Raw genomic sequence first — 22,879 nt, 5'->3', positions numbered from 1 at the left:
CCCGCCCCCGTCCCCGCGTCACCCACTGCTCCCTGCTACTCCAGCGCGAGCCCGGCCGCCGGCGCGACCCGGCTGGCTCGCCTGGCCGGCAGCACACAGGCGGCGAGTCCCGCCAGCGCCGCCACCGCGACCACCGCGGCCAGCTGGAACGCCGGGACGGCGAAGCCGATCTCGTCGGCCACCTGACCGACCATCACCTGGACCGCGACCCAGGCGAAGGTCAGGCCGATCGCGGTGCCCAGCACGGTGGCGACCAGCGAGAGCAGGAGTCCCTCGACGGCCATCGCCCGGCGCAGCTGGGCGCGGGTGAGGCCCATGGCCCGCAGCAGCGCGTTCTCCCGGCCGCGCTCGAGCACCGAGAGCCCGAGGGTGTTGGCGATGCCGACCAGGGCGATCACCACCGCGATCCCGAGCAGGCCGACCACCGCACCGGTGAGCACGTCGATCTGCTGGCCGACCCAGACCCGTTCGGAGTGGCTGTCGAGCAGGTCGGCGCCGGTGGTCGAGGCGAGCAGCGCGAGGTCGCCCCGCAGGTCCTCGGGGTCGGCCCCGTCCTCGGCCCGGACCCACAGTGCCGAGGGCGCCTGCTCGGGCGCGAGCTCCGACAAGGTGGCGTCCGAGACCAGGCCGGCCGGCCCCCAACCGCTGCCGCCCTCCACCTGGAGGTCGAGCTCGCGGTCCCCGACCCGGACGGTCACCGTGCCGTCCTCCGCCCGCTGCTTCGTGCCCCGCGGGTCGAGGGTGTTGAGCACGTCGAAGGGCAGGTAGACCACCCCGTCGTCCGGGGTCAGCCTCGACGGGTCGCGCGCCACCGCGGCGTCGCCCACCGCGACCAGCGAGACCTCCCCGGCGCCGACCACCTCGGCGGTGGTGCCGGGTAGGAGGACCGCCTCCCGCACTCCCTCGAGGGCCGCGGCGCGGGTCGCGGTGTCGTCCGCCAGCGGCTGGTCGACGGCGGTGAGCACCGCGTCCACTGGGTTGGACAGGTCCATCTCCTCGTCGACGATCGCCCGCGAGCTGTGCAGCCCGGTGAGCACCGCGGTGGTCAGGGTGACCCCGACCAGCAAGGAGGCGGCCGTGGTCGCCGTGCGCCGCGGGTTGCGCACCGCGTTGCCGGTGGCGAGCCGGCGCACCGGCCCGTCGCCCATCAGCCGGCCGGTCAGCCGGATCAGCGCGGGCACCAGCACCGGCCCCAGCAGCAGCACACCGAGGAAGGTCACTGTGCCGCCGGCGAACATCGGGACCAGCTCGTGCTGGGCCACCGCGACGGCGAGCAGTGCGGTGCCGCCGACCAGCGCGAGCGCCGCCATCCCCAGGCGCACCAGGCCGGCCCGCGAGGCGACCTCGACCCCGGTGTCGGGGCGGAGCGCGGCGAGCGGGGCGACCCGGGTGGCGGCCCGGGTGGGCAGCCAGGCCGCGGCCACCGTGACCAGGGTGCCGACCACCACCGAGCCGACCACCCAGCCGGGCCCGAAGGACGGGGAGCCGATCGCCGGGAACCAGCGGCCGATCAGCGCCACCACGCCGGTCCCGGCCAGCATGCCGAGCAGCACCCCGCCCGCGGAGGAGACCAGCCCGAGGGCCAGCGCCTCCAGCCGGATCGAGCGGCGCAGCTGGCGGCGGGTCACCCCGACGCAGCGGAGCAGGGCGAAGTCGCGCATCCGCTGGGCGAAGAGGATGGAGAAGGTGTTGGCGATCACCATCACCGCCACGAAGAGGGCGATCGCGACGAAGAGCAGCGCCATGATCGCCAGGTAGTCGACGCCGCGGACGATCTCGGCCTGTCGCTGGGCCACGTAGTCGGGGGTGCTCCACACCTCCACGTCCCTGGCGACGCGCTGGGCCTCCTCGGCGGTGCCGCCCCAGGCGATCGCGTCGACCCACAGCGACTCGTCGAACCGGCTCAGGTCGGCCCACGGGAGGTAGAGCGCGGCGCTGGTCATGGCCGGGGTGTCGACCAGTCCGACCACCTCGATCTCGACGGTGTCGCGCCCCGACCCGACGACCAGCGTGTCGCCGACCGTCAGGCCCTCCTGCTTCGCGGCGTTGTGGTCCGCCACCGCCTCGCCGGGGGCGGCCGGCTGCCGGCCGGCCTTGAGGTCGAGCCACTGCAGGCTCTCCTCGAGCGGCGCCTCGGAGATCTGGACGTCGTCGCCCAGGATCACCCCGTCGCGGGTGACCCGCTCCGTCGCATAGCCGTGGGTGGCAGCCGGGATGCCCCGCTCGGCGGCGTGGCTCATCAACCTGGCGGTGTCCTCGTTGCCCACGTAGCCGAGGACCACCTCGACGTTCTCGAAGGGTGCCCCGACGTCGGCGGTCAGGCCCTCGCGCATCGCGCTGGAGACCCCGTTGGTGACCATGATGAAGGTGACGCCGATCACCACCGCCACGGCGGAGGCGACGTACCGGCGGGTGTGGTGGCGCAGCGAGGCCAGCAGCACGGTCCGCATGCCCGTGGCCCTGCGGCGGCTCACCGCCGGACCTTGCGGCGCAGCGCGGTGACGAGCTCATCCTGGCCGGGGTCGACCAGGTGGGCGCTGATCGCGCCGTCGTGGATGACCACGACGTCGTCGGCGTACGCCGCGGCGTCGAGCTCGTGGGTCACCATCACCACGGTCATCCCCAGCTCGCGCACCGACCGGCGCAGGTGGCCCAGCACCTCCGCGCTGGCCTCGCTGTCGAGGTTGCCGGTGGGCTCGTCGGCGAAGACGATGTCGGGCTGGGTCACCAGGGCCCGGGCGATCGCCACCCGCTGCTGCTGCCCGCCGGAGAGCTGGCTGGGCAGGTGGCTGAGCCGGTCGGCCAGGCCGAGGACGCCGACCACCGCGTCGTAGCGCTCCCGGTCGACCGGGCGGCCGGCGAGCTCGAGCGGCAGCAGGATGTTCTGGCCGGCGGTGAGCATCGGCAGCAGGTTGAAGGCCTGGAAGACGAAGCCGATGTGCTCGCGGCGGAAGAGGGTCAGCTCGGTGTCGTCCATCCCGGCCAGCTCGCGGCCGGCGACCGAGACGGTGCCGCTGGTCGCGGCGTCGAGGCCGGCCAGGCAGTGCATCAGGGTCGACTTGCCGGAGCCCGAGGGCCCCATGATCGCGGTGAACCGCCCGGCGGGGAGGTCGAGGTCGACACCGCGCAGGGCGTGCACGACGTGGTCGGCCTGGCCGTAGGTCTTGGTCAGCCCGCGGGCGGTCGCGGCCAGCTGGGTCCGCGCCGGTCCGGCGAGGTCGGAGTGCTCAGTGGTGGTCATGGTGTCCAGGCTGCCGTGGATCCGGCCGCGTTCCGTCGGCCCGCGGGGCGAACGCGGGGTACGACGAGGGGCGGAGGCGCCGGTGCGGCGTACGACCTGGGGAGGACGGAGGCGCTGGTCCGGCCCCGGTAACCTCAGGCCATGCTGCTGAGCCGTCAGGACGTCCTCACCGCCGCTGCCACCGGGGCGGCCACGCTGATCGACCCCCGTCGCCTCCCCCCGCGGATGCGCCGCGGCTACCGGCTCGGTGCCACCGCCCTCGTCGCCGTGGGCGGCTACGTCGCCACGGGGCAGATGGAGGAGGACGTGCTGCTCCCGCCGCCGGCCCGCGCCGCGATCGCCGGCGGGATCGCCGCGGTGGTCTACGGGACCTTCGGCGGCGCCGAGAGGCTGGACGCCGCCTCGGTCGACTGGCTGGCCCGGCGCGGGGTGAAGCGGCCCCGCGTGGTGCTCGCCGTGGCCGGCACCGCGGCCACCCTGGGTATGACCGCGCTGGAGAAGTGGGGAGAGCGCCGGGAGGCCGAGAAGAAGGCCGCGGTCGACGCCGACGAGATGGTCGACGTCACGCCGGACCCGGCCGAGGGCGACCGCAGCGCCTGAGGCTCACACCTCCGGGTTGCTCACGCGCATGATCAGCAGCGCGAGCAGGAACGCCCAGCCCCCGGTGAGCCGCCGGGGGCTCCGGGGTGCCGGCAGGACGGCCGCGGCGCCCCCGAGCACCAGGTAGGCCACCGAGCCGACCGGACCGCCCAGCAGCACCAGCCAGGTCCAGGCCGCGCGGGTGGCCCGCTGAGGGCTGGCCTGCAGCCGCACCGCCGCGAACGTGCCGAGCCAGAGGACCAGGAGCACGAAGAGCGACCACATCGGCGTGCGCCAGCCGAAGAGAAGCGCGTGAGCGGTGCGGTGGCCCACCTCGACGACCTGCACGTCCGGGTCGAGGGCGGCCATCCGGTCGGCCAGGCCGGGCTCGACGACGGGGACCCGTGGTCCGTCCTGCTGCCGCTGACCCTGGCGGGCCTGCTGGGCCTGGCGGCCCGGGGTGGCCTCGATCGCCGAGGCCTCCCGCACGGTCCAGCCCGCGCGCCACACGAGCTGGACGCCGGCGTACCCCGTCGACCCCGGCTGGAGACCGCCCACGACCTCCACCCGCTCGACCTTCCCCGAGCGGAGGTCCGACTCCAGGCCCTCCAAGGTTGCGGGTCGCACCCCGACCAGGCTGAGCCAGACCACCAGCAGCACCCATGAGGCCAGGAGCAGCCGAGCCGCCCACCGGCCCGTGGTGGCCCCGCGCCGGTCCGACGCCGCCGCCTGCGAGGGGGCGGTCGTCGTCCCGACCGTGCCGGTCACGGCGTGACCAGGCCGGTCTCGTAGGCGAGCACCACCAGCTGCACCCGGTCCCTCGACCCGGTCTTCGCCAGGATCCGGCCCACGTGCGTCTTGACCGTGGTCTCGGCGACTACGAGGTCCTGGGCGATCTCGGGGTTGGTCCGGCCGCGCGCCACCAGCCCGAGCACCTCGCGCTCGCGCTCGGTGAGCGCGGTGAGCCGGTCGTCGGCCGGTGCCGCGGCGCCCGGCTCGGGCAGGGCGGCGAAGTGGTCGAGGAGTCGCCGGGTGGTGCTCGGCGCGACCACCGCATCACCGGCGTGCACCGCCCGGATCGCCCCGAGCAGGTCGGGCGGGGTGGCGTCCTTGAGCAGGAACGCCGAGGCGCCGGCCCGGATGGCGGCGAAGGCGTACTCGTCGAGGTCGAAGGTGGTCAGCACGATGATCCGTGGGCCGCCCGGAGTGGCGGCCAGTCGCCGGGTCGCCTCCACGCCGTCCATCCGCGGCATCCGCACGTCCATCAGGACCACGTCGGTGGCGGTCACCGCGAGCCGTTGGAGCGCCTCGCCGCCGTCACCGGCGTCGCCGACCACGACCATGTCGTCCTGGCTCTCCACCAGCATCCGGAAGCCGGCGCGGACCATCTGCTGGTCGTCGACCAGGAAGACCCGGATCGGGCCGCCGGCGACGTCGTGCTCAGGGCTCACCGGGGGATCCTCGCACGCACCTCGAACCCGCCACCAGGAGCCGGGCCCGCCTGCACCGACCCCCCGTGCACGGCGGCCCGCTCCCGCATCCCGACCAGGCCGTGGCCGCCGCCCTGGGGTGCCGCGGCGCCGCGTCCGTCGTCGCACACCTCCACCAGCACCTCGCGGCCGACCTCCACGCAGACCCGCACCTTGGCCGAGGGGCCGGCGTGCTTGCGGACGTTGGTCAGGGCCTCCTGGACGATCCGGTACGCGGCCAGCCCGACGCCCTCGGGCACCGCGGCGGCCGGCGCGGGGTCCGGCAGCCGCGCCTCCAGCGCCATCCCGGCCTCGCGCGCCTCCTCGACCAGGTGCGGCAGGTCGCCCAGGCCCGGCTGCGGCCGGACGCCGGAGTCCCCCGAGCGCAGCAGGCCGAGGAGCCGGCGCATCTCGGTCAGCGCCTCGCGGCCGGTGCCGCCGATCGTCTCCAGGGTGCGCACCGCCACCTCGGGGTCCTTCTCCGCGGCATACCTGGCACCGTCGGCCTGCACCACGATCACGGAGAGACCGTGGGCGACCACGTCGTGCATCTCCCGGGCGATCCGGGAGCGCTCGTCCTGGGCGGCCAGCTGCACCTCCCGCTCCGCGATCCGCTCGGCCTGCTCGGCCCGCTCGAGCAGGGTGGCCACGTGCGCCTCGCGGGTGCGGCCCACGGTGCCGAGCGCCCACGAGGTGACGACGATCGCGCTGATGCTGAGGAAGTTGGGCAGCAGGGTGGACCAGGTCAGGTCCAGCGAGGAGCTCCAGTCGACGGTCGCGACCGCGGCCGCGGCGACGCTGACGCCCAGCGCCGTCCAGGCTGCCGCCGCCGTCCCGAAGCGCGCCACCGAGTAGAGCGCCACGGGGAAGGCCAGCTGGCTCCAGATGGGGGAGTCGATCACCAGCACCTGGCAGGCCGACGCCACGGCCACGGCGGCGAAGGCCGCGAGCGGGTGGCCGCGCCGCCACCACAGCGGCACGACCTGGGCGAACCCCAGGATCGTCCACCACGGGTCCGCTCCGGAGACGGCGATCACCAGCACGGGCAGGAGGAGCCCGGCCACCAGCAGACGGTCGAAGTAGCGCCGCCCCCGTGCCCCCAGCTGCCAGGGCGCGCGGGAGGTGGGCTGGCTCATGCCGGTCAAGGTAGCCGGAGACAGGGCCTCACACGTCAGACCGGAGGAGGATCTGTGCGCAGGTAAGGTCCACCCATGACCAAGTGGGAGTACTTCACGGCACCGATCCTCAACCACGCCGCCAAGCAGATCCTGGACAACTTCGGCCAGGACGGCTGGGAGCTGGTCCAGCTGATGCCGGGGCAGACGCCGGACAACTATGTCGGCTTCTTCAAGCGCCCCCTCGGCGGGGGCGCGGGCTGATGCACCCCGAGGAGCGGCTCGCGGAGCTGGGCCTCGCGGTGCCGGAGGTGGCGAAGCCGGTCGCGGCCTACGTCCCCGCCGTCCGCACCGGCTCGCTGGTGCTGACCTCGGGCCAGCTGCCCGTTCGCGACGGCGAGCTGATCGCCACCGGCAAGGTCGGCGCCGAGGTGAGCCCCGAGCAGGCCGTCGAGTGCGCCCGGCAGTGCGTGCTCAACGCGATCGCCGCCGTCAAGGCCGAGATCGGCGACCTCGCGATGGTCCAGCGGGTGGTCAAGGTGGTCGCGTTCGTCGCCTCCACCCCCGACTTCACCGGACAGCCACAGGTGGCCAACGGCGCCTCGGAGCTGCTCGGCCGGGTCTTCGGCGACGCCGGCGTGCACGCCCGCTCCGCCGTCGGCGTACCGGTGCTGCCCCTGGACGCGCCAGTCGAGATCGAGATCATGGTGGAGGTCTGAGCGGTGCAGCACATCGCGCTGCCCGAGCAGCTGGTCGTCCAGGCGCTGCGGTACCGCGACGGTGAGGCGACGCCGGCCGAGCCCCGCGACGCCGCCACCGTGGTGCTGATGCGCCCGGGCGACGACGAGCCCGACGTCTACCTCCTGCGCCGCCAGACGACGATGGCCTTCGCCGGCGGCATGTGCGTCTTCCCCGGCGGGGGCGTCGACCCGCGCGACGACGACCCGGCGGTCGGCTGGGCCGGACCGTCTCCCGCCGAGTGGGCGGAGCGGCTCTCGGTCGGCGAGGAGAAGGCCCGCGCGCTGGTCTGCGCGGCGGTCCGCGAGACCTTCGAGGAGTCCGGGGTGCTGCTCGCCGGCCCGTCTCCCGACACGGTCGTCGCCGACACCACCGGCGACGACTGGGAGGCCGACCGGGTCGCGCTGGAGTCCCGCGAGCTGCTCTTCAGCGACTTCCTGGTGCGCCGCGGCCTGGTGCTGCGCAGCGACCTGCTCGGGGCCTGGTCGGGCTGGCTGACCCCGGAGTTCGAGCCGCGCCGCTACCGGACCTGGTTCTTCGTGGCGGTGATGCCCGACGGGCAGGTCACCCGGCACGTCGGCACCGAGGCCTCCTCCGTGCGCTGGGTCGCCGCCTCGGAGGCGGTACGCCGCGTCGAGGCCGGCGAGATCGGCATGCTGCCGCCGACCTGGCTGACCTGCCTGGCGCTCTCCCGGCACGCCGACCCGGCCGCCGTGCTGGAGGCCTGCCGAGGCCGCCGGGTCGAGATGTTCACCCCCGCCCTCCACCAGGAGGGGGAGGAGTGGACGCTGACCACCCACCCCGACTACGTCGAGCTGCTCGCCGACCACCAGCGCCGCGCCCGCGGCGGGGCGGGCTCCTCGCGATGAGCTGGGACGGCGGCAGCTTCGGCGAGCGCGCGCGCTGCGTGCTGGCGCCCAACGCCAACGCGATGACGCTGGACGGCACCAACACCTGGGTGCTGCGCGAGCCCGGCGCCGCGCGCTCGGTGGTGGTCGACCCCGGGCCGTCGATCCTCAGCCACCTCGACCAGGTGGCGGCGTACGCCGAGCAGGTGGGGGTGGTGCTGCTGACCCACCACCATCTCGACCACAGCGAGGCGGCCAAGGAGTTCGCCCAGCGGATGGGCTGCGGCGTACGCGCCCTGGACCCCGCCCACCGGCTCGGCTCGGAGGGGCTCGCCGACGGCGACGTGGTCGAGGTCGACGGCCTGGAGGTGCACGTGGTGGCCACCCCCGGGCACACCTCCGACTCCCTCTCCTTCCTGGTGCCGGGCGACCGGGCGATCCTGACCGGCGACACCGTCCTCGGCCGGGGCACCACCGTCGTGGCCCACCCCGACGGCGAGCTGGGCGCCTACCTGGACTCCCTGGACCGGCTGCACGCCCTGGCGGACGCCCGCGAGGCGCAGGCGATCTGGCCCGGGCACGGCCCGGTGATCGAGGACGCGCTCGGTGCCCTGGACTTCTACATCGCCCACCGGCGCCAGCGCCTCGCCCAGGTCGAGCAGGCGCTGCTCGACCTCGCCCAGCAGCCGACCCTCGCCGCGGCCCTGACCGAGCTCGACCTCGCGCCCGGCAGCGGGGCGACCGTCTCGCCGCGCGCGGTCGTGGAGCGGGTCTACGCCGACGTCGACCCGGTGCTGTGGGGGGCGGCCGAGCTCTCTGTGCGCGCCCAGCTCGCCCACCTGGTCGGGCGTGCCGGCAGCTGAGCCGAAGGAGCGGCCGTGGGCTCGCCCGGGTCGGGCGGTCGAGCAGATCGGGGGGTGACTCCCTTCGGCGGCCCGCGCCATACTGGCGCGATGGGGGAGAACGACGAGCAGCACCACCGACTCGACTACGTCGAGCTCCCGGTCACCGACTTCACGGTGGCCAAGCGGTTCTACGCCGAGGCGTTCGGCTGGGAGTTCAACGACTACGGTCCCGGGCCGAGGTACGTCGGGATCAAGGGCACCGGCGAGGACGAGATCGGCGGCTTCCGCCTCGAGCCGGAGGTCGTGACGGGCGGGCCGCTGCTCATCCTCTTCTCCACCGACCTCGAGGCGAGCCTGGAGGCGGTCCGACGTGCCGGCGGCGAGCTGGTCGAGGGCCCGTACGCCTTCCCGGGCGGGCGGCGCTTCCACTTCCGTGACCCGTGCGGCAACCAGCTGGGCGTCTGGGCGGAGTGAGGGCGGCGCGAACGGCCCTCGTGGGTTTGCGATGATGAAAGGGTGAACACCCGGATCACCGACCCCCTCCTCCTCTCCCGCGTCGTGACCGCGGAGGAGGCGGTCTCCCACATCAGGCCCGGCGACAACGTGGGGATGAGCGGGTTCACCGGGGCGGGCTACCCCAAGGCGGTGCCGGCGGCACTCGCCGAGCGGATGGAGGCGGCCCACGCCCGGGGCGAGGAGTTCCAGATCGGGCTGTGGACCGGTGCCTCCACCGCGCCGGACGCCGACGGCGTGCTGGCCGAGGCCCGCGGCATCTCCCAGCGGCTCCCCTACAACTCCGACCCGACGCTGCGGGCGCTGATCAACGCCGGCGAGGTCGACTACGTCGACGCCCACCTGAGCCACTCGGCGCCGCACATGTGGTTCGGCTTCTACGGCCACCTGCACGTCGCGGTCGTCGAGGTGACCGCGGTACTGCCCGACGGGATGCTGGTGCCGGGCAGCTCGATCGGCAACAACAAGACCTGGCTGGACCGCGCCGACAAGGTGATCCTCGAGGTCAACCACTGGCAGCCCCGGGAGTTCGAGGGGTTCCACGACGTCTACTACAAGACGGCGCTGCCCCCGCACCGGCTGCCGATCCCGCTCGACGACCCCACCGACCGGATCGGCGAGCCGTACCTGCGCGTCGACCCCGCCAAGGTGGTCGCCGTGGTCGAGACCCGGGCACCGGACCGCAACAGCGACTTCACCGCGCCGGACGCCGTCTCCGAGGCGATCGCCGGGCACGTGCTCGACTTCCTGCGGCACGAGGTGTCGGCCGGCCGGATGCCGCCGGAGCTGCTGCCGATCCAGTCCGGCGTGGGCAACGTCGCCAACGCGGTGCTCGCCGGTCTCGGGGGCAGCGAGTTCACCGACCTGGTCGCCTACACCGAGGTGATCCAGGACGGCATGCTCGACCTGCTCGACGACGGCACCCTGCGCTTCGCCTCCGCCACGTCGTTCGGCCTCTCCAACGCCGGGGTCAAGCGGTTCATGGACGGGATCGACCGCTACAAGGGCCGGATCCTGCTGCGCAGCGAGGAGATCTCCAACCATCCCGAGCTGGTCCGCCGGCTCGGGGTGATCGCGATGAACGGGATGATCGAGGCCGACATCTACGGCCACGTCAACTCCACCCACGTGATGGGCTCGGCGGTGATGAACGGGATCGGCGGCAGCGGCGACTTCGCCCGCAACGCCTACCTCAACTTCTTCGTCTCGCCCTCGACCGCCAAGGGCGGGGCGATCTCCGCGGTCGTGCCGATGGCCAGCCACGTCGACCACACCGAGCACGACGTGCACGTGATTGTCACCGAGCAGGGGCTCGCCGACCTCCGTGGCCTCTCGCCGCACGACCGGGCACGGAGGGTGATCGCCAACTGTGCCCACCCGACGTACCGCGACCGGCTGAGCGACTACATGGACCGGGCGATCGCCGCGCGGCCCACCGCCCGGCACACCCCGCACCTGCTCGACGAGGCGCTGAGCTGGCACCAGCGCTACCTGGACACCGGGAGCATGTGAGTCAGCGGGCGCGGCGGCGGAGCAGGTAGGCCGAGGCGCCGGCCGGCATCACGAGTGTCACCGCGAGGGGTCGTCGACCCACCCGAGCGGGAAGACCTCTGCCCCCTCCTCGTAGAGGCCGAGGTCCTTGGCCAGCGGCCGCTCCGCGACCGCGCGGCCGCGAACTCGTGGAACTCCTGCTCGTCGCCACCCCCTTCACCCATCCTGACGCGGAGGGACCCCGGCTGGGGGGGGCACCCACGCCGAATCTCTCCCCCACCCCGCGGGACGTCATCGGGGGTGGTGGCGGGGGCGACCGCTGGTGATGACGTCCGGGGGGACGCCGGGCAGCGGTGCGGGACGTCATCGGGGGTGGTGGCGGGGGCGACCGTTGATGATGACGTCCGCCGGGACGGCGCGCGACAGCGGCGGCGCAGCGCAGCGCGACGGACGTCCGACGGCGGTACGGCGGTACGGCGGTACGGCGGTACGGCGGTACGGGGCGTCAGCGGGCGCGGCGGCCCAGGCGCTCGATGTCCATGATCACCACGGAGCGGGGCTCCAGGCGGACCCAGCCGCGGGAGGCGAAGTCGGCCAGCGCCTTGTTGACCGTCTCGCGGGAGGCGCCGACGAGCTGGGCCAGCTCCTCCTGGGTGAGGTCGTGGTGCACGTGGACGCCGTCGTCGGCGGTCCGGCCGAAGCGGTCGGCGAGGTCGAGCAGCGCCTTGGCCACCCGGCCGGGGACGTCGGAGAAGACCAGGTCGGAGACCACGTCGTTGGACTTGCGCAGCCGGCCGGCCAGCTGGGAGAGGAGGCTGCGGGCGACCATCGGCCGGCCGTCGAGCCACTTGAGCAGGTCGTCGTGGGAGAGGGAGGCGAAGGCGGCGTCGGTGACCGCGGTGACGGTGGCCGAGCGCGGGCCGGGATCGAAGAGCGAGAGCTCGCCGAACATCTGGCCGGGACCCATCACAGCCAGCAGGTTCTCCCGGCCGTCGGCGGACGAGCGGCCCAGCTTCACCTTGCCCTCGACGACGATGTAGAGCCGGTCGCCGGAGTCGCCCTCGTGGAAGAGGACCTCGCCGCGGCGCAGTCGGGTCTCGGCCATCGAGTTGCGCAGGGCGCTCGCCGCCTCGTCGTCCAGACTGCTGAAGAGCGGTGCCTGGCGCAGCACGTCGTTGTCCACGAGAAGTCCTCCGGATGGTTAGCGGCCCGTCCGCTGATCGTGCACCGGACAGGTGTCTCCTTCGATCCTAGCCGTGGTGGGGGTCACAAGGGGATAAGTGGGTCATCCGGGGTCCTGGTCAGGCCTCCGCGGCGCGTCGCCGGGGTCGGTGCTGTCGGCGGCCCCCCGTACGCTGGGCGCGTGCCCGCCGCCCCACCCGTCCGCCCCGACACCGCCCTGGTCCGCCGTGCCCGCAAGATCGACCGGGTGCTCGCCGAGACCTATCCCGACGCCCACTGCGAGCTCGACTTCGACGACGCCTTCCAGCTGCTGGTGGTCACGGTGCTGAGCGCCCAGACCACCGACCGTCGCGTCAACGCGGTGCGCCCCACCCTCTTCGCGGCCTACCCCGACCCCAAGGCGATGGCCGCCGCCCCGCGGGAGGACCTGGAGCGGATCGTCGGGCCACTGGGCTTCTTCCGGGCCAAGACCGAGGCGCTGCTCAAGCTGAGCGCGGCGATCGTCGAGCGGTACGACGGCGAGGTGCCGGGCCGCCTCGACGACCTGGTCACCCTGCCCGGGGTCGGCCGCAAGACCGCCTTCGTGGTGCTCGGCAACGCCTTCGGCGTCCCCGGGATCACCGTCGACACCCACTTCGGCCGGCTCGCGCGCCGCTTCGGGTGGACCACGGAGACCGACCCGGTCAAGGTCGAGCACGCCGTCGCGGCGCTCTTCCCCAAGAAGGACTGGACGATGCTCTCCCACCGGGTGATCTGGCACGGTCGCCGGCGCTGCCACGCCAAGAAGCCGGCCTGCGGCGCCTGCCCGGTGGCCAAGCTCTGTCCGTCGTACGGCGAGGGTCCGACCGACCCGATCGTGGCGGCCGCCCTGGTCAAGACGCAGGGTCCGGCGTGAGCCGCGCGCGGGCCGTGGCAGGCCTCCTGCTCGCCCTCGGGCTGCTCGCGGGCTGCAGCGACGACGGCGCGGGCGACGCCGAGGCGGGCAGCGGCCAGGCTGCGAGCAGCCTGCCCGCCCCTCTGCCCGCCGTCGAGCTGGCGTCCTTCGACGGCGGCGAGCCCCTCGACCTGTCGACCCTGGAGGGGCCCGCCGTGGTCAACCTCTGGGCCTCGTGGTGCGGCCCCTGCCGGGACGAGATGCCGATCCTCGAGGAGTTCGCGCGCAAGCACGCCGACAGCGTTTCCGTCGTCGGGATCGACTTCCAGGACCCGCAGTCGCAGAAGGCGCGTGACCTCGTCGAGGAGACCGGGGTGACCTACCCGCTCTACACCGACCCCGACGGCGACCTCGACCGCGCGGCGCCCTTCCCGCACCTGCGCGGGCTCCCCTTCCTCGCCTTCGTCGACGCCGAGGGGCAGGTCGTGGCGCAGCAGTTCGTCGAGATCAGGGATCTCGAGCACCTCGAGGGGCTCGTCGAGACCCACCTGGGGGTGGCGTGACCGAGACCCCCGACCCCGGCCGCTTCCCCGAGTGGCTGCGCCCCGTCGTCGAGCGCTGCCACGAGGTGACCGCCGACCACCTCACCCGCTTCGTCGTGCCGCCCGGCGGCGACCCGCGGCGCGGTGCGGTGCTGATGGTCTTCGCCGAGTCGGCCGACGGCGAGCCGGAGGTGCTGCTCACCGAGCGCGCCCACCACATGCGCAGCCAGCCCGGCCAGGTCTCCTTCCCCGGCGGGCACATCGACCCCGGCGAGAGCGTGGTCGAGGCGGCGCTGCGCGAGGCCTGGGAGGAGATCGGGCTCGCCCCGGCCGAGGTGGAGGTCTTCGGGGAGCTCCCCGAGCTGTGGCTGCCCCCGGCCAACTTCGCCGTCACCCCGGTGCTGGGCTACTGGCGCGACCGGGGCGAGGTGAGCGTGGTGAGCCCCGACGAGGTGCACGCCATCCACCACGAGCGGATCTCCGAGCTGCTCGACCCCGCCCACCGGATCAGCGTCCGGCACCCCTCGGGATGGGTCGGCCCCGGCTTCCTCATCGGCGACGACAAGGAGCTCATCCTGTGGGGGTTCACCGCCGGGATCATCTCGCGGCTCTTCGAGTTCCTCGGCTGGGGCACGGAGTGGGACAGGTCCCAGATGCGCGATCTTCCGCCCCACATGCTGCAAGGTGTGCAGACGCGGGCCGACCTCGCGCCCAACACCAACCTTCGGGAGTAGTCGCGTGAACGTCCTGGACTGGGTGCTCGTGGTCGTCGCCGCCACCTACGCCCTCTCCGGCTACTGGCAGGGCTTCATCACCGGCGCGAGCGCCACCGCCGGGCTCCTGGTCGGCGGGCTGATCGGGGTCTGGCTGGCGCCGCTGGCGCTGGGCGACGCCGCGCCCTCGCTGTGGGTCTCGCTGGGCGCGCTCTTCATCGTGATCGTCAGCGCCTCCCTCGGGCAGGCCCTCATGCAGTACGTCGGCGCCCGGATCCGCGACGTCCTCACCTGGCAGCCGGTGCGGGCGCTGGACGCGGTCGGCGGGGCGGCGCTGAGCGCGTCCGCCGTGCTGCTGGTGGCCTGGGCGCTGGGGGTCGCCATCTCCGGTTCACGGATCGGCGGCGTCACCCCCCTGGTGCGCGGCTCCACGGTGCTGGCCGAGGTCGACGAGGTCCTGCCCGACCGTGCCGACCGGGTGCTCCAGGCGTTCAACAACGTGGTCGGCACCACCTTCTTCCCCCGCTACCTCGAGCCCTTCGCGCCCGAGCGGATCGTCGACGTGCCGGCCGGCGACGCGCGGATGCTGGAGGACCCGGACGTGATCGCCGCCGCCGGGGCGGTGCTCAAGATCTACGGCAGCAACGACTGCGGTCGCGGCATCGAGGGCACGGGCTTCCACTACGCCCCCGGGCGGCTGATGACCAACGCCCACGTGGTCGCCGGCGTCGAGGAGCCCGAGGTGGTGCTCGCCGACGGGCCGGTGCCGGCCACGGTCGTCCACTACGACCCCGACCTCGACGTGGCGGTGCTGGCCTTCGCCGCCGCCGGGCTGCCCACGGTGGGCTTCTCCACCGAGATCGCTGCCAAGGCGCCGGTGGCCGTGCTGGGCTACCCGCAGGACGGCCCGTACGACGTGCAGACCGGGCGGGTGCGCGCCGAGCAGCGCCTCCGCTCGCCCGACATCTACGGCGACGGCGCGGTGATCCGGCAGGTCCTGTCGCTGCGAGCCCTGGTGCGTCCCGGCAACTCGGGGGGCCCGGTCGTCGACTCCGACGGCAAGGTCGTCGGGGTGGTCTTCGCCGCCTCGGTCTCCGACACCGAGACCGGCTACGCCCTCACCTCGGCCCAGGTCGCGGAGAGCGCCACCCTGGGCGTGCGCGGCGACGAGCCTGTCGAGACCGGCGACTGCGCGGGCTGAGAGCCCGCCCAAGATCAGCCGCGCTTGAGGATGTCCTTGGTGGCCTGGGCCTGGTGGATGGCCCGCTCCGGTGCCCGGACCTTGCGGACCTTGCGGTAGCCGACCAGCCCGAGGAGGGCTGCGACCAGCACGTAGAGCACGGTCACGATCAGGAAGGCCCAGTGCAGGGCGAGGCCGCTGCCGCCCCAGTGGATGAAGTAGACCAGGGTCCACGAGAAGAGGATGAGCGCCAGCAGCCCGACGAAGGCCGCGCCGGCGAACAGCCCGAGACCGGTGCCACCGGCCTTGACGCTGACCTTCAGCTCCGACTTGGCGAGCTGGATCTCCTTGTTGATGAGCGTGGAGATGTCCCGGCTCGCGTCGCTGATCAGTCGGCCGATGGTCGGATCGGTGTCCCTGACCGGTTCGGTTGCCATGACGCGACCCTACACAACTCGGGTGAAGCAGGACACACGGCCGTTGCTAGGCTGGGACCCGGAGTGCCGGGAAGTCTGGTCGGCCCGCCGCGCTTCGCGGTGGTCAGCCAAGCCGTCGACCCCTGAGAGGCCCCAGATGACCAGCCCCACCCCAGACGACCGACCTCACGGGGTCGATGACCGAGTCTGGCGCTCCGGTCCGCTCTACAGCTACAGCGACCGCCCGCTGGCCCGGCTGGTGGCCCGCCCCCTGCGGGAGTTCCTGCGGATCGAGGCGTCCGGCTCGATCCTGCTGCTGGTGGCAACCCTGGCGGCGCTGGTCTGGGCCAACTCGCCGGCCGCGTCGTCCTACGACACCTTCTGGCACACCCCGATCACCCTGGATCTGGGGATCGTCGAGCTCTCCGAGAGCCTCCAGCACTGGGTCAACGACGCGCTGATGGTGATCTTCTTCTTCGTCGTCGGCCTGGAGATCAAGTACGAGATGGTCAACGGCGACCTGCGCGACCCGAAGACGGCCGCCCTGCCGATCGTCGCCGCCCTCGGCGGGATGGTGGTGCCGGCGCTGATCTACACCGCGGTCGTGGGCGGCGGCGACGGCTCGTCCGGCTGGGGCATCCCGATGGCCACCGACATCGCGTTCGCGGTCGGCGTCCTCGGCGTCCTGGGACGTCGCATCCCGTCGGCCGCCCGGCTCTTCCTGCTGACCCTGGCCATCGTCGACGACATCGGGGCGATCATCGTGATCGCGATCTTCTACACCTCCGACCTCGCCCTGGGGTGGCTCGCGGTGGCCGCCGCGCTGCTGGCGGTGATGGTGCTCATGCGCGTCATGAAGGTCTGGGCCACCTGGGCCTACGCGGTCGTCGGCGTGCTGCTGTGGTTCGCCATGCTGGAGTCGGGGGTGCACGCCACCCTGGCCGGCGTCGCCATCGGCCTGCTCGCCCCGGCCGTCGCGCTGCTCCGCGAGGACGTCGCGCGGGACTACGCCCAGCAGGCGCTGGCCGACCACGAGCTCGACCCCGAGGAGCTGGTGCGGTTGCGCTTCCTGCTCAACGAGTCGGTCCCGGTGGTCGAGCGGCTGCAGATCGCGCTCCACCCGCTCTCCGCCTACGTCGTGCTGCCGATCTTCGCCCTCGCCAATGCCGGGGTGAACCTGGGCGGTGGCGTGCTCGGGGAGGCGCTGGAGTCGAGCGTGGCCCTGGGGATCGTGGCCGGCCTGGTGGTCGGCAAACCGGTGGGCATCCTGCTCTTCAGCTTCGTCGCGGTGAGGATCGGCCTGGGCCGGCTGCCCGACCGCACCACCTGGCCGATGCTCACCGGCCTGGGCGCGGTGGCCGGCATCGGGTTCACCGTGAGCCTCTTCATCGCCGGGCTCTCCTTCCCCGGCGTCGAGCAGCTCACGGAGGAGGCGAAGGTCGGCATCCTGGGTGCCTCGCTGATCGCTGCGGTGGTCGGCGTGGCCCTGCTGCTCGTGTTCTCCCCCCAGGACGCGGAGACCGAGCTCGACCAGGACCCCGAGGGCGACGGCCCGGCGCCCGCCGTCTCCCCGGAGTCGACCACCGACCACGCCTGAACCTCCCACCCGCCCAGACGTGCCACGCCCGCCCGGCCCAGCGCGCGACTGCTGGGCGGGGCGGGCGTGGCGGGCGGGCGGCTACTCCTCCGAGGCGGCGGGGCCGGACTCCTTCTGCTTGATCAGGTCCATCACGGTGGAGTCGGCGAGCGTGGTGACGTCGCCGACCTCGCGGTTCTCCGCGACGTCCTTGAGCAGGCGGCGCATGATCTTGCCCGAGCGGGTCTTCGGCAGCTCCGGCACGATCATGATCTGCCGGGGCTTGGCGATCGCGCCGATCTCGTGGGCCACGTGGGCACGCAGCTCCTCGACGATGTCGGCGCCACCGTCGCCCGCGGCGTCGCGCAGGATCACGAACGCGCAGACGGCCTGGCCGGTCGTCTCGTCGGCGGCACCCACCACCGCCGCCTCCGCGACCTTGGGGTGGGAGACCAGGGCAGACTCGATCTCGGTGGTGGAGAGGCGGTGGCCCGACACGTTCATCACGTCGTCGACGCGGCCCAGCAGCCAGATGTCGCCGTCCTCGTCCTTCTTCGCGCCGTCGCCGGCGAAGTAGAGGCCCGGCCAGCGCGACCAGTAGGTGTCCTTGAAGCGCTGGTCGTCACCCCAGATGGTGCGCAGCATCGCGGGCCACGGCTCCTTGATCACCAGGTAGCCGCCCGACCCGTTGGGCACCGACTTCGCCTCGTCGTCGACCACGTCGGCGACGATCCCGGGCAGCGGCGTCATCGCCGAGCCCGGCTTGCCGGCGGTGACGCCGGGCAGCGGCGAGATCATGATCTGGCCGGTCTCGGTCTGCCACCAGGTGTCCACGATGGGCGCCGTGTCGGCACCGATGTGCTTGCGGTACCACATGTAGGCCTCGGGGTTGATCGACTCACCCACCGAGCCGAGCAGCCGGATCGAGGAGAGGTCGAACTTCGCCGGGATGTCGTCGCCCTGCTTCATGAAGGTCCGGATGGCGGTGGGGGCGGTGTAGAAGATCGTCACGCCGTACTTCTCCACGATCTCCCACCAGCGGCCCTTGTGCGGCGAGTCGGGCGTGCCCTCGTACATCACCTGCGTCGCGCCGTTGGCCAGCGGGCCGTAGACCAGGTAGGAGTGGCCGGTGACCCAGCCGACGTCGGCGGTGCACCAGTAGACGTCGGTCTCCGGCTTGAGGTCGAAGACCGCCTGGTGGGTCCAGGAGGTGCCGACGAGGTAGCCGCCGGTGGTGTGCAGGATGCCCTTGGGCTTGCCGGTGGTGCCGGAGGTGTACATCACGTAGAGCGGGTGCTCGGAGTCGTGCAGCTCGGCCGCGTGCTCGCTCGAGGCGGAGTCGACCACGTCGTGCCACCAGACGTCGCGCTGGTCGTCCCACTCCACCTCCTGACCGGTACGACGCACCACGAGCACCTTGTCCACGATGCCGGCCTTGCGGCACGCCTCGTCGACGGCGGGCTTGAGCGCCGAGGCCTTGCCGCGCCGGTAGCCGCCGTCGGCGGTGATGATCACCTTCGCGTCGCAGTCGGTGACCCGGGAGGCCAGGGCGTCGGCGGAGAAGCCGCCGAAGACCACCGTGTGCGGGGCGCCGAGCCGGGCGCAGGCGAGCATCGCGACGACCGTCTCCGGGATCATCGGCATGTAGATCGCGACCCGGTCGCCCTTGCGCACCCCGAGCTCGGTCAGCGCGTTGGCGGCGCGGCAGACCTCGTCCTGGAGCTGGGCGTAGGTGAGGTCCCGGCTGTCGTCGGCGGGCTCGCCCACCCAGTGCAGGGCGACCTTGTCGCCGCGGCCGGCCTCGACGTGCCGGTCGACGCAGTTGACCGAGGCGTTGATCGTCGCCCCGGTGAACCACTTGGCGAAGGGCGGGTTGCTCCAGTCGAGCACCTGGTCCCACTTCTGCCCCCAGTCGAGGCGCTCGGCGGCGTCGGCCCAGAACGCCTCACGGTCCTGGGCGGCGCGCTCGTAGGCCTCGGCGGTCACGTTGGCGTGGGCGGCCAGGTCGGCGGGCGGCGCGAAGCGACGGTTCTCGTGCAGCAGGTTCGACAGGGTCTCGTCAGCCATGGGGAGTGGGCTCCTGGGGGATCGCGGGGTGGCTCGGTGTGATCGGGGTCTCGCTGAGGACGGAATCTACCTACGCTCCCCCCGGGACGTCATGGGGGAGGTGCGCCGGAGCGCCCCCCTCCCCATGACGTCCGCGGAAGGTGCGTGGGGGTGGTCGGTCAGTGCACCACCGCCCGCTCGGCCCCCGCGCCGGTCAGCGCCCGGACCTCCAGCTCGGTGTAGCGCTCGGCGGCGTCCGGCTCACGCGAGGTGATCGACCCGATGAAGCCGAGCAGGAAGCCCAGCGGGATCGAGACGATGCCGGGGTTCTGCAGCGGGAACCAGGCGAAGTCGGCGTTCGGGAAGAGCGCCGTCTCGCTGCCCGAGAAGACCGGCGAGAAGATCACCAGGCCGACGGCCGAGATGAGGCCGCCGTAGATGCTCCACACGGCCCCGCGGGTGTTGAAGCCCCGCCAGAACATGTTGTAGAGGATCGCCGGCAGGTTGGCCGAGGCGGCCACCGCGAAGGCCAGCGCCACCAGGAAGGCGATGTTGAGCGACTGCGCCGGGATGGCCAGCAGGATCGCCACCAGCCCGATCACGCCCGCCGCGATCCGCGACACCTTGAGCTCCTCGGCCTCGGTGGCCTCGCCCTTGCGGATCACCGCGTTGTAGATGTCGTGAGCCACCGACATCGACGAGGTCAGGGTGAGGCCGGCCACCACGGCGAGGATGGTCGCGAAGGCGACCGCCGCGATCAGGGCGAGCAGGATCGCCCCGCCGACCGTCCCGACCCCGCCGCCGACGACCTCGGCGAGCCGCGGTGCGGCCAGGTTGCCGGCCGCGTCGAAGTCCTCGGGGTCGATCAGGGCCGCGGCGCCGAAGCCGAGGACCAGGGTGAAGAGGTAGAAGGTGCCGATCAGCCCGATCGCCCACAGCACCGACTTGCGGGCGTCCCGCGAGGTGGGGGTGGTGTAGAAGCGGATCAGGATGTGCGGCAGGCCGGCGGTGCCGAGCACCAGGGCGAGACCGAGCGAGATGAAGTCGATCTTGCTGGTCATGTCCGCCCCGTAGCGCAACCCCGGCTCCAGGAAGGCCTGGCCGGCGCCGTTGTTGCTGGCGGCGGCACCGAGCAGGTCGGAGATGTTGAAGTTGAACTTCATCAGCACCAGGACGACGATGAGCGCCGAGCCGGTCATCAGCAGGACGGCCTTGACGATCTGCACCCAGGTGGTGCCCTTCATCCCGCCGACGGTGACGTAGAAGATCATCAGCGCGCCGACCACGAAGATGGTGAAGTTCTTCACCCAGCCGCCCTCCACGCCGAGCAGCAGGGCGACCAGCGCGCCCGCGCCGACCATCTGGGCGAGCAGGTAGAAGATCGAGACGGCCACCGTGCTGACCGCGGCGGCGGTGCGCACCGGGCGCTGCCGCATCCGGTAGGCGAGCTGGTCGGCCATCGTGTAGCGGCCGGAGTTGCGCAGCACCTCGGCGACCAGCAGCAGGGCCACCAGCCAGGCGACCAGGAAGCCGATGGAGTAGAGGAAGCCGTCGTAGCCGTAGAGCGCGATGGCTCCGGAGATGCCGAGGAACGAGGCCGCCGACATGTAGTCGCCGCCGATGGCCAGGCCGTTCTGGAAGCCGGAGAACCCGCGGCCGCCCGCGTAGTAGTCGGCCGCGCCGGAGGTCTGCCGGCTCGCCCAGAAGGTGATGGCGACGGTGAGTGCGACGACCGCGAGGAAGAGCCCCGCGGTGAGGATCTGGTTGCCGTCCATCAGACGTCCCCTCCCTGGCCGGCGCTCTCGTGGCCGGGGCGCGGGCTGCCGGTGACGCCGCGGGAGGCCCGGTCGGCGTCGAACGCCTCGTTGAGCTGGCGGGCCAGCGGGTCGAGGTGCTTGTTGGAGTACTGGCTGTAGAGGTAGGCGATCCCGAAGGTCGTGACGAACTGCAGCAGCCCGAAGACCAGCGCCACGTTGATGTTGCCGAAGAGCACGTGGTTCATGAAGCCGGGCGCGAACATCGACATCACCACGTAGAGCGCGTACCACCCCATGAAGACCGCGGTGGCCGGGATGATGAACCTGCGGTAGAGGTGACGCAGCCGCGCGAACTCGGGTTGCTCGGACAGATGGTCATAGATCGGGTCGTGGCGCGCGGCCTGGTCATGGGGACTCACGGGGGCTCCTCGAGGGTCGAGGCTCGGGCTGGATGATCGCCGAGCTGTGATCCCCGTCACGGTGGCGCAGGTCGCACGCGCCGCGCGAGGGGTCCACGGTCGGCGGTCGCCGAACGGGTACGACGGCGCGCCGAACGGTCGGTGCCGCGCGACGAGCGGCGCACCCCGAGGGTCGACGGTGGCTGGGGGTCACCGACGGCCCCGAGATAGCCTGCACCTGTGAGGACCAGGAGCGAGCTGGTGGGTGGCGCGAGCGCGCTCGCGACCCTGATCGCGCTCATGGTCGCCGACGTCGCCGTCACCGAGGGCTCCAGCGTCGTGCTGAGTCCACTGTTCGCGCTCTCCCCGCTGGTCGCGGCCACCGTGCTGAGCGCCGGCCCGACCGCCGCCTACGCGGGCGCGGCGCTCGTGGCCGCCGTCGCGTCGGGGTGGTGGAACGGCGACGCGGACACCGCGCAGCACCTGGTGCGTCTGGTCGACGTGGCGCTGATGGGCCTGGCCGCGGTCGGGGTGTCCGCGTTCCGGGTCTACCGCGAGCGTCAGGTCCTGCGCCTGACCACGCTCGCCACCGTGGCCCAGCGGGCGGTGCTCCCGGTGCTGCCCGTCCACGCGCGGCGCACCGACATCGCCGCGCGCTACGAGTCGGCGGCGCGGGACGCGGTGATCGGCGGCGACCTCTACGACTGCTACCACTCCCGCAGCCACACCCGCTTCCTGCTGGGCGACGTCCGGGGCAAGGGGATCGGGGCCATCGAGCAGGCCGCCCGGGTGATCCGCGCCTTCCGCCAGGCGGCCGGCATCCAGTCGGGCCTCGGGGCGGTGGCCGAGGACATGAGCAGCTACCTGATCCCGTTCTTCGACGACGAGGAGTTCGTCACGGCGGTGCTCCTCGACACCACCGACGCCGACCGGCCGGTGCTGGTCAACGCCGGCCACCCGCCGCCGCTGCTGGTCCGACCCGACGGGACCTGCGAGTTCGTCGAGGTCCCCGCGGACCTGCCGCTGGGGCTGGGCACGGCCTACGAGGCCCACGAGTTCGCGTGGCGGCCAGGCGACCGGCTGCTGATCTACACCGACGGGGTCAGCGAGGCGCGCGACGCCGGCGGCGAGTTCCTCGACCTGCGAGAGGTCGCCCCGCTGCTGGTCGGCGGCCCGCTGGAGGAGGCCCTGGACCGGCTGCTGGACGGCGTACGCCGGCACGCGGCGCTGGGCGAGCTCAACGACGACGTCGCGGTGCTGCTGCTCGAGCACACCGCCGTCGGCGACTCCTACCTGCCGGAGTCCGGCGAGCACGACTGGCGGACGTCGCTGACCCGGTAGCCGCCGTGCCGCCCG

The 22,879-nt window shown here is 73.0% G+C and carries 23 protein-coding genes; 13 read left to right on the top strand and 10 right to left on the bottom strand.

Annotated features, from left to right (window positions below; all coding sequences use genetic code 11):
- Positions 1-35 precede the first annotated feature (35 nt).
- Together AC4BGE_RS05930 and AC4BGE_RS05925 are read right to left on the bottom strand one after the other, a co-directional pair.
- Positions 36-2,474, bottom strand: coding sequence for an ABC transporter permease (locus AC4BGE_RS05930; RefSeq protein WP_490574660.1), 2,439 nt, complete (start codon positions 2,472-2,474; stop codon positions 36-38).
- Positions 2,471-3,241 (bottom strand): ABC transporter ATP-binding protein, encoded by a 771-nt coding sequence (locus AC4BGE_RS05925; protein WP_490574659.1) that lies wholly within the window; start codon positions 3,239-3,241, stop codon positions 2,471-2,473. Before AC4BGE_RS05925 ends, AC4BGE_RS05930 begins: the two co-directional genes overlap by 4 nt.
- Positions 3,242-3,382: 141 nt before the next feature.
- Here AC4BGE_RS05925 and AC4BGE_RS05920 point away from each other — a divergent pair, with 141 nt between their 5' ends.
- Positions 3,383-3,841 carry a hypothetical protein gene (locus tag AC4BGE_RS05920; RefSeq protein ID WP_490570561.1) on the top strand — a complete coding sequence of 153 codons (459 nt, stop codon included), beginning with the start codon at positions 3,383-3,385 and terminating at the stop codon, positions 3,839-3,841.
- A gap of 3 nt (positions 3,842-3,844) precedes the next feature.
- Here the strand turns inward: AC4BGE_RS05920 and AC4BGE_RS05915 are convergent, their stop codons facing one another.
- The 3 genes from AC4BGE_RS05915 to AC4BGE_RS05905 are packed head-to-tail and all read right to left on the bottom strand — an operon-like array spanning position 3,845 to position 6,425.
- Positions 3,845-4,588, bottom strand: a complete 744-nt coding sequence (locus AC4BGE_RS05915) for a hypothetical protein (RefSeq protein WP_490574658.1) — start codon at positions 4,586-4,588, stop codon at positions 3,845-3,847.
- Positions 4,585-5,271 carry a response regulator gene (locus AC4BGE_RS05910; protein WP_490574657.1) on the bottom strand — a complete coding sequence of 229 codons (687 nt, stop codon included), beginning with the start codon at positions 5,269-5,271 and terminating at the stop codon, positions 4,585-4,587. The genes AC4BGE_RS05915 and AC4BGE_RS05910 overlap by 4 nt, the downstream gene beginning before the upstream one ends.
- A complete protein-coding gene (locus AC4BGE_RS05905) occupies positions 5,268-6,425 on the bottom strand; it encodes a sensor histidine kinase (RefSeq protein ID WP_490574656.1) in 1,158 nt (385 codons plus the stop codon). The genes AC4BGE_RS05910 and AC4BGE_RS05905 overlap by 4 nt, the downstream gene beginning before the upstream one ends.
- A 75-nt stretch (positions 6,426-6,500) precedes the next feature.
- Here AC4BGE_RS05905 and sp36 point away from each other — a divergent pair, with 75 nt between their 5' ends.
- The 6 genes from sp36 (at position 6,501) to scpC (ending at position 10,860) form a co-directional block, all read left to right on the top strand.
- Entirely contained in the window at positions 6,501-6,668 is a 168-nt protein-coding gene (gene sp36, locus AC4BGE_RS05900; protein ID WP_490570557.1) for a Sp36 family protein, read from the top strand.
- Entirely contained in the window at positions 6,668-7,123 is a 456-nt protein-coding gene (locus AC4BGE_RS05895; RefSeq protein ID WP_490570556.1) for a RidA family protein, read from the top strand. Before sp36 ends, AC4BGE_RS05895 begins: the two co-directional genes overlap by 1 nt.
- Positions 7,124-7,126: 3 nt before the next feature.
- Positions 7,127-8,011 (top strand): NUDIX hydrolase, encoded by an 885-nt coding sequence (locus AC4BGE_RS05890; RefSeq protein WP_490570555.1) that lies wholly within the window; start codon positions 7,127-7,129, stop codon positions 8,009-8,011.
- The gene (locus tag AC4BGE_RS05885) at positions 8,008-8,853 is read left to right on the top strand and encodes an MBL fold metallo-hydrolase (RefSeq protein ID WP_490574655.1); all 846 of its coding nucleotides are present in this window, start codon (positions 8,008-8,010) and stop codon (positions 8,851-8,853) included. The genes AC4BGE_RS05890 and AC4BGE_RS05885 overlap by 4 nt, the downstream gene beginning before the upstream one ends.
- A gap of 90 nt (positions 8,854-8,943) precedes the next feature.
- A complete protein-coding gene (locus AC4BGE_RS05880) occupies positions 8,944-9,309 on the top strand; it encodes a VOC family protein (RefSeq protein ID WP_490570553.1) in 366 nt (121 codons plus the stop codon).
- Positions 9,310-9,351: 42 nt separating this feature from the next.
- Positions 9,352-10,860: a succinyl-CoA:acetate CoA-transferase ScpC gene (scpC, locus tag AC4BGE_RS05875; protein WP_490570552.1), complete on the top strand. Its 1,509-nt coding sequence runs from the start codon at positions 9,352-9,354 to the stop codon at positions 10,858-10,860.
- Positions 10,861-11,344: 484 nt separating this feature from the next.
- On the opposite strand, the gene AC4BGE_RS05870 is transcribed toward scpC, so the two are convergent.
- Positions 11,345-12,022: a Crp/Fnr family transcriptional regulator gene (locus AC4BGE_RS05870; RefSeq protein WP_490570551.1), complete on the bottom strand. Its 678-nt coding sequence runs from the start codon at positions 12,020-12,022 to the stop codon at positions 11,345-11,347.
- A gap of 180 nt (positions 12,023-12,202) precedes the next feature.
- Here AC4BGE_RS05870 and nth point away from each other — a divergent pair, with 180 nt between their 5' ends.
- The 4 genes from nth to AC4BGE_RS05850 are packed head-to-tail and all read left to right on the top strand — an operon-like array spanning position 12,203 to position 15,351.
- Entirely contained in the window at positions 12,203-12,916 is a 714-nt protein-coding gene (nth, locus tag AC4BGE_RS05865) for an endonuclease III (protein WP_490574654.1), read from the top strand.
- On the top strand, positions 12,913-13,458 hold the full coding sequence (locus AC4BGE_RS05860) for a TlpA family protein disulfide reductase (RefSeq protein WP_490574653.1): 546 nt from the start codon (positions 12,913-12,915) through the stop codon (positions 13,456-13,458). The genes nth and AC4BGE_RS05860 overlap by 4 nt, the downstream gene beginning before the upstream one ends.
- Entirely contained in the window at positions 13,455-14,171 is a 717-nt protein-coding gene (locus AC4BGE_RS05855) for an NUDIX hydrolase (RefSeq protein ID WP_490570548.1), read from the top strand. Before AC4BGE_RS05860 ends, AC4BGE_RS05855 begins: the two co-directional genes overlap by 4 nt.
- Before the next feature lie 4 nt (positions 14,172-14,175).
- Positions 14,176-15,351 (top strand): MarP family serine protease, encoded by a 1,176-nt coding sequence (locus tag AC4BGE_RS05850; RefSeq protein ID WP_490570547.1) that lies wholly within the window; start codon positions 14,176-14,178, stop codon positions 15,349-15,351.
- 14 nt (positions 15,352-15,365) lie between these two features.
- Here the strand turns inward: AC4BGE_RS05850 and AC4BGE_RS05845 are convergent, their stop codons facing one another.
- The gene (locus AC4BGE_RS05845) at positions 15,366-15,767 is read right to left on the bottom strand and encodes a phage holin family protein (protein WP_490570546.1); all 402 of its coding nucleotides are present in this window, start codon (positions 15,765-15,767) and stop codon (positions 15,366-15,368) included.
- Positions 15,768-15,903: 136 nt separating this feature from the next.
- On the opposite strand from AC4BGE_RS05845, the gene nhaA reads away from it, so the two are divergent.
- On the top strand, positions 15,904-17,343 hold the full coding sequence (gene nhaA / locus AC4BGE_RS05840) for a Na+/H+ antiporter NhaA (RefSeq protein WP_490574652.1): 1,440 nt from the start codon (positions 15,904-15,906) through the stop codon (positions 17,341-17,343).
- 81 nt (positions 17,344-17,424) lie between these two features.
- Here nhaA and acs read toward each other — a convergent pair whose 3' ends face one another.
- The 3 genes from acs to AC4BGE_RS05825 form a co-directional block, all read right to left on the bottom strand.
- A complete protein-coding gene (gene acs, locus AC4BGE_RS05835) occupies positions 17,425-19,389 on the bottom strand; it encodes an acetate--CoA ligase (protein WP_490570544.1) in 1,965 nt (654 codons plus the stop codon).
- 158 nt (positions 19,390-19,547) lie between these two features.
- Positions 19,548-21,143 carry a solute symporter family protein gene (locus tag AC4BGE_RS05830; protein ID WP_490574651.1) on the bottom strand — a complete coding sequence of 532 codons (1,596 nt, stop codon included), beginning with the start codon at positions 21,141-21,143 and terminating at the stop codon, positions 19,548-19,550.
- Positions 21,143-21,544: a DUF485 domain-containing protein gene (locus tag AC4BGE_RS05825; RefSeq protein ID WP_490570542.1), complete on the bottom strand. Its 402-nt coding sequence runs from the start codon at positions 21,542-21,544 to the stop codon at positions 21,143-21,145. Before AC4BGE_RS05825 ends, AC4BGE_RS05830 begins: the two co-directional genes overlap by 1 nt.
- A gap of 219 nt (positions 21,545-21,763) precedes the next feature.
- Here AC4BGE_RS05825 and AC4BGE_RS05820 point away from each other — a divergent pair, with 219 nt between their 5' ends.
- Positions 21,764-22,864: a PP2C family protein-serine/threonine phosphatase gene (locus AC4BGE_RS05820; protein ID WP_490574650.1), complete on the top strand. Its 1,101-nt coding sequence runs from the start codon at positions 21,764-21,766 to the stop codon at positions 22,862-22,864.
- The last annotated feature ends 15 nt before the right edge of the window (positions 22,865-22,879 follow it).

This window comes from Nocardioides sp. Z50_6 (assembly GCF_058215755.1).
The sequence above is the reverse complement of the archived record's forward strand: the minus strand, read 5'-3'. Positions and strand labels throughout refer to the sequence as shown.

Bases quoted from the DNA above. Each gene is read 5' to 3' on its own strand.
- AC4BGE_RS05920 (WP_490570561.1), top strand. From the start codon at position 3,383: ATGCTGCTGAGCCGTCAGGACGTCCTCACCGCCGCTGCCACCGGGGCG.
- AC4BGE_RS05880 (WP_490570553.1), top strand. From the start codon at position 8,944: ATGGGGGAGAACGACGAGCAGCACCACCGACTCGACTACGTCGAGCTC.
- AC4BGE_RS05905 (WP_490574656.1), bottom strand. From the start codon at position 6,425: ATGAGCCAGCCCACCTCCCGCGCGCCCTGGCAGCTGGGGGCACGGGGG.
- acs (WP_490570544.1), bottom strand. From the start codon at position 19,389: ATGGCTGACGAGACCCTGTCGAACCTGCTGCACGAGAACCGTCGCTTC.
- AC4BGE_RS05925 (WP_490574659.1), bottom strand. From the start codon at position 3,241: ATGACCACCACTGAGCACTCCGACCTCGCCGGACCGGCGCGGACCCAG.
- AC4BGE_RS05830 (WP_490574651.1), bottom strand. From the start codon at position 21,143: ATGGACGGCAACCAGATCCTCACCGCGGGGCTCTTCCTCGCGGTCGTC.
- AC4BGE_RS05895 (WP_490570556.1), top strand. From the start codon at position 6,668: ATGCACCCCGAGGAGCGGCTCGCGGAGCTGGGCCTCGCGGTGCCGGAG.
- AC4BGE_RS05845 (WP_490570546.1), bottom strand. From the start codon at position 15,767: ATGGCAACCGAACCGGTCAGGGACACCGATCCGACCATCGGCCGACTG.
- sp36 (WP_490570557.1), top strand. From the start codon at position 6,501: ATGACCAAGTGGGAGTACTTCACGGCACCGATCCTCAACCACGCCGCC.
- AC4BGE_RS05885 (WP_490574655.1), top strand. From the start codon at position 8,008: ATGAGCTGGGACGGCGGCAGCTTCGGCGAGCGCGCGCGCTGCGTGCTG.
- nhaA (WP_490574652.1), top strand. From the start codon at position 15,904: ATGACCAGCCCCACCCCAGACGACCGACCTCACGGGGTCGATGACCGA.